The organism is Pedobacter psychrotolerans (genome assembly GCF_004340665.1).
Lineage (GTDB): Bacteria > Bacteroidota > Bacteroidia > Sphingobacteriales > Sphingobacteriaceae > Pedobacter > Pedobacter psychrotolerans.
Genome location: NZ_SLWO01000004.1, coordinates 324,165 through 338,250, shown reverse-complemented (window position 1 = coordinate 338,250; position 14,086 = coordinate 324,165). Strand labels below are relative to the sequence as shown.

Annotated in this window: 6 protein-coding genes; 5 read left to right on the top strand and 1 reads right to left on the bottom strand. The window is 36.2% G+C overall.

From position 1 onward, the window contains the following. Positions 1–549 precede the first annotated feature (549 nt). Positions 550–1,257: a LytR/AlgR family response regulator transcription factor gene (locus EV200_RS11785; protein WP_132532814.1), complete on the bottom strand. Its 708-nt coding sequence runs from the start codon at positions 1,255–1,257 to the stop codon at positions 550–552. A 308-nt stretch (positions 1,258–1,565) separates the two neighbouring features. Between EV200_RS11785 and EV200_RS11780 the strand changes: the two genes are divergently transcribed. The 5 genes from EV200_RS11780 to EV200_RS11760 all read left to right on the top strand — a co-directional run bounded on the left by EV200_RS11780 (position 1,566) and on the right by EV200_RS11760 (position 14,082). Next, positions 1,566–2,066 (top strand): UpxY family transcription antiterminator, encoded by a 501-nt coding sequence (locus EV200_RS11780; protein WP_132532812.1) that lies wholly within the window; start codon positions 1,566–1,568, stop codon positions 2,064–2,066. 91 nt (positions 2,067–2,157) lie between these two features. Continuing rightward, complete coding sequence (locus EV200_RS11775) at positions 2,158–2,871, top strand: thioesterase II family protein (protein ID WP_132532810.1); 714 nt, start codon at positions 2,158–2,160, stop codon at positions 2,869–2,871. Positions 2,872–3,400: 529 nt separating this feature from the next. Continuing rightward, positions 3,401–4,810, top strand: a complete 1,410-nt coding sequence (locus EV200_RS11770) for an ATP-binding cassette domain-containing protein (protein ID WP_165877917.1) — start codon at positions 3,401–3,403, stop codon at positions 4,808–4,810. Between the two features lie 2 nt (positions 4,811–4,812). Continuing rightward, a complete protein-coding gene (locus tag EV200_RS11765; RefSeq protein ID WP_132532806.1) occupies positions 4,813–6,588 on the top strand; it encodes an aminoglycoside 6-adenylyltransferase in 1,776 nt (591 codons plus the stop codon). 471 nt (positions 6,589–7,059) lie between these two features. Then, positions 7,060–14,082, top strand: a complete 7,023-nt coding sequence (locus EV200_RS11760; RefSeq protein WP_132532804.1) for an amino acid adenylation domain-containing protein — start codon at positions 7,060–7,062, stop codon at positions 14,080–14,082. Positions 14,083–14,086 lie beyond the last annotated feature (4 nt).

The window sequence follows — 14,086 nt, the reverse complement described above, 5'->3', positions numbered from 1 at the left end:
CACCAAAGACACATTGGCGGTTTTGCCAAGCACATCATCACAAAAGTTACATGCTGAATTCATAAAAAACCAGCACCCCCAGTCGCCATCATTTAAGTATCTCCAATCTTTCTTTACAATCGAACCATCTTTTAGGATCAGCCTGGCGTTATACCGATAGGCTGCCCGATCGGGCAATTTGTGACGAAATTCAACTTTCCCAACCTCTGGCAGCTAACTTTCATCTGTACAACAAAGCTTTCAACCAGCCTTGCAATTTTCATATGACCGCAAAAGAGGCCTAATGTAGATTTTATACGGTTTTGAATTATTTTATAATCATGGAGATGGCCGCGAAATTATCGAATTCTAAATTTTATTTGTCAAAATGAAAGAAACTGTGATAGTGACCTCAAGATTCTGATTCAAATGTTCTTCACTCCTTGCGTGAACAGTGTTTTGTGGTTTCCGGATACTTACTGTTATCGGCTTTAAAAGTTCATGATAACAGCATTTGCTTTTTAATGAATAAAATGTGATAGTCATATATTGTATAATCCACATTTATTACTATTTAAAAATCTTATCATAGAATTCTTTATACTTTCTACCTATGGGTATTTTTAAATTATTAGTAAGCAAAACATATTTTCGTTCAATACCTTTAATGTGATTTTGTGATATCACAAAAGATTTATGGACTTGAACAAAATTATCAGTTTGTTCAAGTAGTTTTAATATCCCCGAAAGAGAATGGTTCGCAAATATGACATCATCAGAAGTGCAAATTTTTACTTCTTGATTTTGAGATTCTATTGCAATAATGGAACTTAGGTAAACCTTGGTGTATTTAGCGTTATACCTTTTACTTTTTATCAGAATAAAATCATGCGTGATGTACTGCTTGAAGTTAATTTTCTCCTCCTGTAAAACTTCGTCTACTGTTTGAGAAAACTTCAAATAAGAAAACGGTTTTAGTAAATATGCATCAGCTTTTACTTCATAAGAATCAAATGCATATTTAGTGTGCGCACTTGTAAATATTAGTGTTTTTACCTTGTGCCTCACTAGTCGGGCAAGTTCGATTCCATTGATATTGGGCATTTCTATATCCACGAATAGTATATCAATGGGCCTAAGAGATTCATTTACCCCTTTCAGACACAATAAAGGATCGCTGAACATCTTGACTAGTTTAACATTTGGATGCAATTGGATATATTCCGAAATTAATTCTAGAGATGAATAGTCGTCATCGACTACAGCGCATGTAAACATGATATGCGATTGTTAAGGTTAATATTTAAGATATAAAATGAATGATACTAATATATAACTAAATAATTAATCAGACAAATTCAGACTTAAAAAAATGCTTTTCGCACGTTTAAATGTGTCGTTTACTCTCTATTTGCGGCTGTTTGTCTATTGGATTTTTTTCCTTTTTTTTAACCTATATCTTTATCCTAAGTGCAAAGTGAAATTGCCTTCACTGACTTTTGGATATTTAAAATATCAGGTAAAGTAAATGGTAAAACCTCATTAGGTTATCAAAGATTAAAGTGTTTATCTATTAAAATTGAATTATGAGCTTTGAAGTCGGTTGGTATATTATTTATACAAAACCAAAACAAGAGAAAAATTTGGTAAAAGACTTGGGTTTTATGGGAATTGAAATCTATTTGCCCATAACTAATGAAAAAAGAAAATGGAAGGACAGAATTAAAGTGATAGAATATCCTCTATTTCCATCGTACGTATTTGTAAAATTAAAAAACTACCTTCAGTTTTATAGTTCATCAAAAGCTAGGGGATTTATAAGCTACATTAAAACAGGTAAAAAGTTGGCAATAGTTAGAAATTCTGTAATTGAAAATATCAATTTAGCATTGAAGGAAGTAGATAACTTCGAGGTTTCAAATGAAAAATTTTCACCAGGAATGAAGATTACAATAAGTAAAGGTTCATTTAATGGGCTAGGTTGTGAGGTAGTTAACCATAAAGGGAAAAATAAAGTTCTCGTTAGGGTTAATTTGTTAAATAGAAGTCTCCTTGTAAATTTTTCACAAGATATGTTGTCTGCTTAGAATATTGCTAACTAAAACGAGAACTTTAATCTTTTTTATCTCATAAAATCTAATCTTCCAAACTATACAATTGTTAACAATTAAGTTCTTTATGAATAAAATTCAGTTATTCTGTTTGCCATTCGCGGGTGGGTCATCATTGGCTTATTACAATTGGAAACCATATTTACATCCCTCTATTGAAATAATTCCGCTTGAGCTTGCTGGTAGAGGTACGCGTATAAACGATAGCTTTTACCCAAATTTATCAGCAGCAGTGGATGACGCATATCACCTGATTAAAAAAAAAATAAATGGGTTACCATATGTATTGTTTGGTCATAGTATGGGTGCGATGATAGCCTATGAAGTTATCCAGAAACTGGTAAATAGCAATAACCAAATACCAATTCATGCTTTCTTCTCGGGTTGTCGCGCTCCGCACCTTGCAGACAGGAAAAAAAAATATCATTTGTTAAGCGAAAGTGAGTTTAAGGCTTCCATTTTAGAACTTGGAGGTACATCTCCGGAATTGTTTAACAGCGCAGATTTTTTGGATATATTTCTTCCGCTTTTAAGAAATGATTTTAAGATTGTAGAAACACACGATGTTCAGGAAAGCATTCGGCCACTGCCTTTTCCAATTACTGTTTTTCTTGGTAAAAGTGATGAGTTTTCTGCTGACCAATGCGATAGCTGGAAAAAACATACTTCCGGTTTATGCAGTATCTATCATTTTAACGGCGGACATTTCTTCCACCAGGAGCACATGGAACAATTAATCAAACTAATGAACTTTAGAGTAGCAGAAAGCCTTCAGTACTGATAACATTTTGTTAGCAATAATAATGTAAAAAAGCAAATGATTAAAGCTGTAAGTGCTTATTTACGCCCTTTTGAGCTGGGATATTACTGATTAAATATATGCAGATCATTAATTGTTGTTAAAGCATGGTACTCGTGTTCTATCATATACACAACAGGTATTAAAATGATTTTTTTACTGGTTTATAAATATTTAAAACTGTTAGCTATCAAATTTTTTTATATAGTGCGCTTAATTAGTATTATACATGATTTTTTATAAAGCAACTCCTTAAATTAAACTTATGTTCAGAATTTCAGTAAAGAGTATTTTGTTTTTGGTGGCTTTTTCAATTCCAAATACAATACTTACTCTCGGTATATTAACTATGGTAAATTATATTGTATCAGGCAAAATGTTAGCTATTTATGGTAACCTGGATATATACTTTTTCTCACTTGTTATATTTTCTTTTTTACTGAATATATTTTTTCAAAAGAAAATTATTGTTTTTTCAAATAAGCTTATTTATGAAAGTGAACTGCATATTATGGAAAATTTCCAGAAGGCTAGTATGCATCACCTGGAAGAAATTGGTTTACAAAGAATTTACAGTATAATAGAAGACCTTCGGGTGCTCGTTTTTTTACCGGGCATCATCAATACTGCTATTACATCGTTAATGACATTGTTTATCTGTTTAATCTATTTTCTGGTTGTTTCGCTTCCATCTGCCATTTTTATCATTACACTGATTATGGTGATTTCGTCAGTTTATTATGCCGTAAATATAAAAGTAAAGCATAGTATGGATAGGCTTAAAGAGCTTAATAATAGTTATTTTGCAATTGTTGATGATATTCTTAAAGGCTTTAGAGAATTTAAGTTAAGTATGATCAGAAGAACAGGTATCAGGGAAAATTATCTACGCCCGAACAGGTTATCCGTTAATAAAATAGAAACCAGGGTATCCGGACTGATGTCTGTTATTAATCTTTTTAGTCAATATGGCCTGTACTTACTTATTGGCATTGTAATATTTATCCTTCCGCGAACTGGAATGCTGAACAAGCAAGAGGTAACTACATTTGTAATTATTCTTCTTTTTATACGCGGACCAATAAATAGTTTAATGGCGCTCCAAGGGTTCTTTAACAGGGCGTTTGTAGCAAATAAAAGAATTGCTACCTTTTTGAAAGACATTAAAGATCTCCCTGTTTCAAATGTTGCAGAGTCATTAACAACTCACCCAGAAGGGTTAAATGAAATCGTATTTGATCAGGTTTCTTATCAATATAAATCTGCTTTATCTGGTGATGGATTCGCGATAAAAGAAATCAACCTGACAATTAAAAAAGGGGAGTTTATTTTTGTAATTGGTGGAAATGGAAGTGGTAAAAGTACTTTTATCAATTTGCTTACCGGTATTTATCATCCCACCTCGGGAAATATTTTTTTTAACGGGAAAAGGGTGGGCAATGATTCTCAATATTACAGAAACCATATTTCTGCTGTTTATTCCGAACCTCATCTCTTTTCTGCAAATTATGAAGGATATAAACTTGAAAATAACGCGGTATATAAAGCCTTATTAGAAACGATGGAACTCGATACCGTAGTATCAGGTATTGATGATGCTGCAGCGAGAAGAAAGTTTTCTAAGGGGCAAACCAAACGGATGGCAATGATTTTTGCCTTACTGGAAGAACGCCCAATACTGGTACTGGATGAATGGGCGGCAGACCAGGACCCGCACTTTAGAAAATATTTTTACGAGGAAATGCTGATTAAATTAAGAGAACAAGGAAAAACCATTATCGCAGTTACACACGATGATGCTTACTTTAAACATGCAGATCGCATTATTAAATTTGATTACGGCCAGGTTGTTAAAGATATAGACCTGAAAAGCCATTCATTGGAGGCTGATGAACTATGGAATATCCCTGTTAATTTATAAATATGATTGATAGATTTAAATTATTTGGAAACAAAAGCGATGATATAAAATCGATTATTGCTTTTGGATCGGCCGCTTTAACCAGTAGCGATAAATACTCAGATTTAGATCTGATTATATTTACTTCTGATCCGTTAAAATATATTAACGATGCTGATTTAGAATGGGTAGATGAGCTTGGCGAAGTGATTTCAAGATTGGTTGTAAAAGATATCGTAGCGCACATGAAAGTTAACAAATTAATCATGAAAGATGGTCCTGCCCTGGATTTGTTAATTGTTGATGTTAAAGAATTTACTCAAGTAAAGAATTATTTGGCGGAAACGCCCTTACAACTGCCCGAAAATTTAATCCGGTTAATCAACAACCATATTTATGATTTTCATTATTACCTGAAAAGGGGATACCAGATTGTTTTTGATACTATCGATATTCAGGAAATTATAAATCTTGTATTTAAACACGAGGCAGGGAGTGAAGATAAGGATATGATTTTGAACGAAGAGCGGTTTAACGGGCTTTGGAACCAGTTTTGGCAAAATTGTTATAAAATGAATACCTGGTTAATTGGGAACGAACTGGCCTATGCCAACATTATGGTAGACAATATTCTGAAACGAAACTTGATCCTGCTTATCCAGTGGTACACTTTGCTCGAAACTAACGATAAAAATTTAGATGTATTTTATTATGGTGCCAAACTGAAACAGTGGTGTGATCCGAAACTATACTTAGCGCTATTTAACGTTTTTCCAAATGCCGGCGAAGATGAGGTAAGAGACGCAGTTTTGCAAACCATGCAAATTTATATCAAGTTATCTAATCATATAGCACTTAAAAAAGAATTTAATCCAAACAGGTTACTTGAAAAACAGGTGTACAATGCCTTTATGGAGAAACAACTGATAGGAACAGTTACCGATTTAAAAGAAATCACCATTCCGCTATATAAATTGCCTGAAGGTGAAGATGATATTGATGCAATTTTCATTTCCGATAATGGGTTATGTAGCAAGGATGGAAGCCTTTTGGAAATAGATTGTTTTTTAATTACGACAAACTGTTATAAGTACACCAACCACGATACTTGGCGTAAATCTTTTAAAGACAATTTAAGCCTGTCAAACGCTGAGGGTGCTTTTGGTGTTGTGGTAAATATTCTTTTAAAAAATGGATGCTGCATTAATGTAAATGTGATTAATAACTTACATCTTACTAAAAATGACAACCATTTTCAACAGAATTTTGACCAGATATTAAATAATGGCTTTGAATTGATCCATGCTAAAGAGGAGATTTTGGAAACCATTTTACACCGGTACCAGGATGCTCCGAAACATTTTTTAGCCGGCCAGGCTGATGCAAAACGGTTTTATAACAATTATAAAAGATTTTGGCATACGGCAAATAAAATGGCAGCAAAACTGATGCGTCAAGATTTTTACTATGCCATTGTTGTTCTGGATAATTCAATGAAAAATCAATTAATTAAAATGATGGAGTGGCATGCAGCAATTCATCATCCAGTGAAAAATATTTATCCTCAGGCCAAAAAAATACAGCAGTGGTGCGATCCTGAATTTTATGTCGGGTTGCTACGGAATTTTCCTCATTCTGATATCAATACCATGTTTCAGTCGCTGGTAGGAGAGGTAGAATTATACAGAAAAATTTCTCACGAACTGGCGTATACCTGCGGATTTAAATTAAATGCTGAACTGGAAAATAGCGTTTTAGACACCATCCTGGAATGTGTATATGTTTTTGAAGAAAAATGATGCTTTAACACACAAATATAATCGATTTAAATATTTAATATGCTTTAAAAATGTTTAGTGGTCATAAACCTTAATTTAAGCCAAAACATCGCAATGATTTGTGTCTTCTTAATATTACAGTTGGTGATTACAATAATTAAGTAAAATGACAAATATATTTTGTTCAGTAAGAATTAATTATTATCATTGTTGCCTTAGTAAATGGCATTGATAATGTAGTTAAATCCGAACAATAATCTCTGTTTTTCCAGTTGCTCATGTTGTTCATTGTAGCGCTAGCTTTATTCATTCGGTTTTATTCAGCAATTATTGGTATATCCGGTGGCTGGCAATAAAACTTTGGGTATAAAGTAATTTGTAACGATAAAAATTCCAAGGAAAATCCTAAATCTAATCTGCTGTATATTCTATTGTTTAATCCAGAAGGCAGAAAACTGGTTAAAAATTATTTATCCCTAGAAATTAACCGCAATGGCTGATAATATTGAAAATAAACTTAAAAGTGATTATTGGGTAAATAAGATAAAAAATAAAGATATTCTGCCCCTTAAAGTGGATAGGTCTTTATCTACTACTACCTTGTATATTAGCAATGGTGATAAAGCTTTTTTTAATAAAATAACCGGCAACAGATATACTGCCGAGTTAACCATTTTAATCACCCTCTACAGGGTATTGTTAGAGCGGTATTTTCCGGGTTCGCCAACAGCTATCTATACCTTAAATCACCTGGAAGTGCATAAAGATGGTAATCCTTTGTTCATTGCCATTAACCATCAAAAAGAAGATACTTTAAAACAATCTTTTCAGGAAGGTAAGGCGGAGATAGAGGAAGTATATCAATATGCCGATTATGATCTTACCTCACTGGAAAACAGGCTGGGATTTATCGGTTTTAATGAGGTAGCACAGTTTGGATTTTCTTATACAAATAATGTGGCCATTGAAAGTGAGCAAATGCCTTTCCAACTCATGGTAACAAACAGGGGGTTAGCGGGGATAAGCATCAGTATAAACTTTTCTAAAATTTTTACAGAAGATGGTGTTGCAGGGCATTTTCTACACAATTACCGCAAGTTGGTGATGCAATTAGAAAGTTACCTGCAATTGCCCTGCAAAGATATACCGCTTTTATCCGCTGTAGAAAAGCATCAAATCCTTTGCGATTTTAATCAGACCCGCTTTGATTATCCCAAAGATCAGACCATCATCAGCCTGTTTGAAGATCGGGTGGCAAAACAACCAAACCACACCGCTTCTGTTTTTAAAGGCAGCAGTCTCACTTATTCGGTACTGAACGAAACTGCTAACCGTTTGGCGCATTACTTAAAAGATTATTGTGCAATTGGTGCCGGCGATATCGTGATCGTGCTGATGCCAAAATCAGATAATTTTCTGATATCGGTGCTGGCCATATTAAAAACAGGTGCAGCTTACCTGCCATTGGATCTGAAATATCCGGATGACCGGAAGAATTATATCCTGAAAGATAGTATGGCTAAACTGGTTATCAGTGATACTGGAGGTACGCCTACAGGTATTGATACCATTTACCTGGACGAATTAAAAATTGATTACCTGCCTGCTACAAACCTTAGCCAGTCTATTGCTCCGAATGATATGGCTTATGTAATCTATACTTCAGGATCAACCGGAATGCCTAAAGGAGCAATTATTGAGCATGCGGGTAACGTAAATATGTCGCTTGATCAGATCAGGAAATTTAACATTACCGAAACTGACCGCGTAGTATGGTTTGCAGCCGTTGCATTTGATGCCAGTATATCTGAAATGATGATGGCATTATATAGCGGGGCTGTTTTACTTATTCCTGATGAAGACACCATTATAGATCAACAAAAGTTTAAAGTGTTTTTAAAAGATAGCGGGGCTACTGTAGTCACTTTCCCGCCAAGCTATCTTGATTTGCTAAGCATTGATGATGTAAAAAACCTGAGGTGCATTATTACTGCAGGAGAAGTGGCAAATGTATCAAAAGCAAGAGAAGTGGCAAAATATACCCATTATTTTAATGCTTACGGGCCTACCGAATGTGCTGTTTGTGCTACCACATATCAAGTTAGTACAGCTGATACAAACCGTGTAAACATACCTATCGGAAAGCCGATAGCCAACTTATCAGTCTATATCTTGGATGAGGAGATGGAACCAGTACCAGTAGGAGTAGCAGGAATGATTTATATTTCTGGCGTAGGTGTAGGCAGAGGTTATTTAAATAATCCAACATTAACCTCAGAAAAATTTATTTCAGATCCATTTATTCCCGAAAACAGGATGTATGAAACGGGTGATTTGGGTAAATGGCTTGAAGACGGCAATGTAGTGTTTTTAGGAAGGAAAGATGAACAGGTTAAAATAAGAGGGTACAGAATAGAAACCGGTGAAATTGAGCATGCCTTATTCAGCACTCGTTCGGGTTTACAACAGGCTTCGGTAGCGGTTAAAGTGGTTAAGGGGCAAAAAGTATTGGTGGCTTATTATGTATCAGCTACAGCAATCAATATACCAGGCTGGCTCAAAAAACTGCGCCGCTTGCTTCCTGAATTTATGCTGCCATCATTTTTTGTACATTTAGATCGACTGCCGCTAACACCAAACGGTAAGGTAAATAAAAACAACCTGCCCAACCCGGTTGAAAGCGACCTGGTCAGGGAAGATTACCTGGCTCCTGCAAATGATACCGAAGAAAAACTAATAAAGATCTGGCAGGATATCCTCGAAGTAGATAGGATTGGGGTAAACGACGATTTTTTCAGGCTTGGCGGGAATTCGTTGATGCTAACACGTGTTTCATCTGCAATTAAAGCGGTTTTCTTTGTAGATATACCAATCAAAACATTATTTGCAAGTGCTACCGTAAGTGCATTAAGCACCGAAATTCATAAAAAAGAACAAGACGTTTCGGTTCCGTCGGTTGTTGCTGTTACAAAGCCTGCATTTATTCCCCTGTCATTTTCGCAGGAAAGTTTATGGTTAATTGACCAGATAGAAGGCAGCAGTCAATATCATGTACCCATATTGTTAAAGCTGGAAGGCGATTTGGATAGAAATGCATTGGAAGATGCATTCTCTTACTTAATTAACAGGCATGAAGTATTGCGTACCGTTATTGCTCAGCACGAAAATCAGGCTTACCAGAAAATTTTTCCTCAAAATGAATGGAAACTTACTGACGTTGATCAAAATGATAAGGAAAACTTTATCAATTTAGAACTAGGCAGATCCTTCGATCTTTCAACAGACCATTTAATACGTGCCAGTTTGCTGAAACTTACGCAGCATGAATATCAGCTGCTGATTGTAATGCATCACATTGTTTCTGACGGCTGGTCTATGGTTATATTTATAGATGAACTGATTGCCGTTTATAATGCAATTAAAGCAGGGCAAGCGGTTATGCTGCCTGAACTTGCCATCCAATATGCAGATTATGCGATCTGGCAGCGCAACTATCTTAGCGGACCAGTTTTAGATCATAAATTATTATATTGGAAAGAACAGCTGAAAGATCTTAGCCCGCTGAATCTTCCTACAGACTTTATTCCTTTACCGGTGAAAAACATTGCCGGGCGATCATTAAACTTTAAAATCCAAAAAGAATTATGTGAAGCATTGACCGCTTTATCCATTAAAGAAGGCGTTACCCTTTACATGACCTTGCTGGCTGTTTTCAAAGTTTTGTTGTACCGGTACACCGGGCACACTGATATTTGTGTAGGATCTCCTACGGCTAATAGAACGGGGAAAGAGGTAGAAACTTTAATTGGTTTTTTTGTTAATACCATCGCATTGCGTAGCGATCTTAGTGGTAATCCTATTTTTACCGATTTGTTGGCGAGTGTAAAAAACACGACAATAGATGGATTTGCAAACCAGGATGTTCCTTTCGAAAAAGTTCTCAATAGCATTAAAAATGACGGAGATACAGCTCATGAATCTTTGTTCCAATCTTTATTTGTTTTTCAGAACAACCAGATCATCACGGCATCAAAAATTGGTGAGGTAAGCTTTTCCCTGCAGGAGCTCGAACAGAAAACGGTAAAATTTGATCTGACTTTAAGTATAGCCGAAAACCTGTCGGGATTAGACGTGAGCATACAATACCGTAGCAACCTGTTTCTCCCTGAAACGATCTTAAGGATGAAAGGGCATTTTCAAATGCTCCTGTCTTCTATTGTAAATGATCCCTCACAACGGATCGGCCATATTCAAATGCTCCAGCCCGAAGAGCAAAGTGAATTGCTGGCCAACAAAAATAGTGAGATAAAAAAGGCTCAGCCAAATACAATCCTAACCTTGTTTAAAGCGCAGGTAGAAAAAGTACCCGACGAAATTGCTGTTGTTTTTGAGGAAAAAAAAATAACCTACAGGCAAATTGACAAAACATCTGATCAATTAGCTGGATATTTAAGCATGCAGGAGTTAAACTCGGGCGAATTAATTCTGCTTTGTATAGCAGACACATTAGAACTTACCATAACCGGTATGCTGGGTATTATAAAGGCTGGAGCAGCCTATGTACCGCTGGATGCTGATTACCCGGCAGAGAGGGTAAACTTTATTATAAAAGATACTAACGCGAAGATTCTGGTTTGCAATAAAGCTGCCGCGCACTTGTTTATAGATAGCGGGCTCCTGATTGTGATCATTGAAGAAATGCACTCGCAGCCTGCAACAGCAGTTCGAAACAACTTAATTGCAGACGACCTCATTTATGTAATTTATACCTCAGGCTCTACCGGAAACCCTAAAGGAGTAATGGTAACCCATGGCAATATTATCGACTATTTATCTGGTATTTTTTCTAAGCTTAGTTTAGCGGCTAACCGCAGTTATGGATTAATGTCTACCATATCAACTGACCTTGGAAATACAGTACTCTTTAGTGCAATTACATCCGGAGCCAGCCTTCACCTTTTTTCTAAAGATATGTTGAGTATGCCGGGCAGTATGCAGCGGTATTTTAGGGAACATAGCATAGATTGTATAAAAATAGTACCCTCTTACTGGAAATCGATGGATACAGAAGCTGGCTTTCTGTACCCTTCAAAAATGATCATTTTTGGCGGGGAAGAGTTATCCGGTGAGATTATTCGGCTGATTAATGACCAAAGGCCTGATGTTAGGGTAATTAATCATTACGGGCCAACAGAAACCACCATTGGAAAATTATTATATGAAACTAATCCAGCAGAAAATTGCCACACTGTACCCATAGGAGATGTTTTTTCCGACAGTGTAGTGTATATTGTAGACCGTGATTTCTCATTATGCCCTCTGGGAATAGCCGGAGAATTACTGATTGGTGGTAAGGGTGTAGCTAAAGGTTATGTAAATAATCCGGTGCTTACCGGCGAAAAATTTATCAATAATCCATTTAACCCGGCAGATACAAATAAAGTTTACAGAACCGGAGACCTTGTGCAGCGGTTGCCAAATGGTGGTATTTTATTTATGGGCAGGGTTGATCAACAGATAAAAATCCGTGGATACCGTGTAGAACCCGGAGAAATTGTTACGCACCTACTTCAATCAGGCACGGTAAACCAATGTATCGTAACCGATAGTGATGATGCCTTGGGCAATAAGCAGCTGGTAGCCTATTTAACAGTAAAAGATACTTATAGCAGGAGCACTTTAATAGCTTATTTAAAAGAGCGATTGCCCGCTTACATGCTACCATCAATCTTTGTAGAGGTAGATCATATTCCATTAACTTCTAATGGTAAGGTTAACAGGAGGTTATTGCCTGATGTAACTGCTGTTAATGTTGTTCAGGAAGCTTACCGTCCACCAGAAACGGAAACCGAACTGCTCCTGGCCGATATCTGGAAAGCATTACTGAATAGGGAAAAAATTAGTGTAAATGATAATTTTTTTGAGTGTGGCGGAAATAGTCTTATCGCACTCAGGCTCATTAATAAAATAGAACAGCAGCTCGAGGTGAAAATTACTTTAAGGGATGTGTTCAGTAATAAGGATATTTTTCATTTAGCACAGTTTGTTGCTTCAAAAGAGCAGCAAAAATATAGCCGCATCAATAAAGTACCCCTGGCTGATGATTATGAATTATCCAGCAATCAGCTCCGTCTTTGGCTTGCCTGTCAATATCCCGAAAATGCCACTGCTTATAATATTACAGGGGGGCTGCTGATTGAAGGGGAATTAAATATAAGCGCATTAAAAGAAGCTTATTTATTGCTAACAGCCCGTCATGAAAGTTTGCGTACCGTTTTTATCAATGATGAACAGGGGCTGCCACGACAGAAAATCCTGGATGAAGCCGATCCTTATTTTAACGTTATACAAAAAAATGGCATTCCTGATGAATCTGTATGTTTTAGCCTGATTGAATATGAAAATGCCAAATCATTTTCAATGGTAAATGCTTTACTTACCAGGGTAGAAATATATACATTTAACAATCACACTGCCATGCTGGTAGTGGCCATGCACCATCTCATCAGCGATGGATGGTCTATGGATATTTTCATTCATGATTGGATTACCATTTACCAGGCCATAACAGCTAAAGAAACCATAAAGTTACCCGCACTTGGCATACAATACAAAGACTTTGCAGCCTGGCAGAAAAAATACCTGGAGAGCCCGCAATTTGAAGAAAGCATTGCTTACTGGAAATCGAGGCTTGGAGGTAATATTCCGGTTTTAAATCTGCCACTTTCGTTTAACCGGGAGGAGAATAACAAGGCAGATGGCGAAGGATTTGTTTTCAGTGTTGAAGATCGCCTGTATGAAAAACTAAAGCAATTGGCAGCCGCGCACCAGACCTCGCTTTTTGCTGTTTTATTTACCGCATTTAATGTATTGCTTCATCACATTTCCAACCAGAATGAAATTATACTGGGTACCTCAACTGCAGGGCGCAGGCATGCAGACCTCGAATCTATCATTGGTTTTTTTGTAAATACACTGGCCATTAAAACAACAATAAATACCGAAGAAAGCTTTGGTGAATTATTAACAGGCACTGCAGAGCAAGTACTTTTAGATTTTGCCCACCAGGATATGCCTTTCGATCAGCTCATTACCAGCCTGGATTATAAAAGGCAGGTTGGCTTAAATCCTGTTTTTCAAGCCAGGTTTGTGATGAATGATGACAATGAACATGCGCACTCAGCATTGCAAGAGCTCAATTTCAAGACAACCAAAATCATTCCTAAAGAAATAAATTCCAAGTTCGATTTTAGCCTGGTGATGCGTAAAGGCCGTAATTTAACTGGTGTTTTTGAATATAAGTATGCGCTCTTTAAAAAAGAAACCATCCAGGCGGTGGTTACAGGTTACATGCAGTTACTGGAAGATATTACCTTAAATCCTGATCAGAGCATAAAAGAATTAAACAGATATGATGCGCTGGTTAGCGAAAACAAAAAAGCAAACAGAACGAATACACATAAAAACAACCTGAAAATGCTGATTAATACCGCCCCTAAAAGGATTAACAGTTAAGGAT

Coding starts and splice junctions, on each gene's coding strand:
- EV200_RS11760 (WP_132532804.1), top strand. CDS start 7,060: ATGGCTGATAATATTGAAAATAAACTTAAAAGTGATTATTGGGTAAAT.
- EV200_RS11775 (WP_132532810.1), top strand. CDS start 2,158: ATGAATAAAATTCAGTTATTCTGTTTGCCATTCGCGGGTGGGTCATCA.
- EV200_RS11770 (WP_165877917.1), top strand. CDS start 3,401: ATGGAAAATTTCCAGAAGGCTAGTATGCATCACCTGGAAGAAATTGGT.
- EV200_RS11765 (WP_132532806.1), top strand. CDS start 4,813: ATGATTGATAGATTTAAATTATTTGGAAACAAAAGCGATGATATAAAA.
- EV200_RS11780 (WP_132532812.1), top strand. CDS start 1,566: ATGAGCTTTGAAGTCGGTTGGTATATTATTTATACAAAACCAAAACAA.
- EV200_RS11785 (WP_132532814.1), bottom strand. CDS start 1,257: ATGTTTACATGCGCTGTAGTCGATGACGACTATTCATCTCTAGAATTA.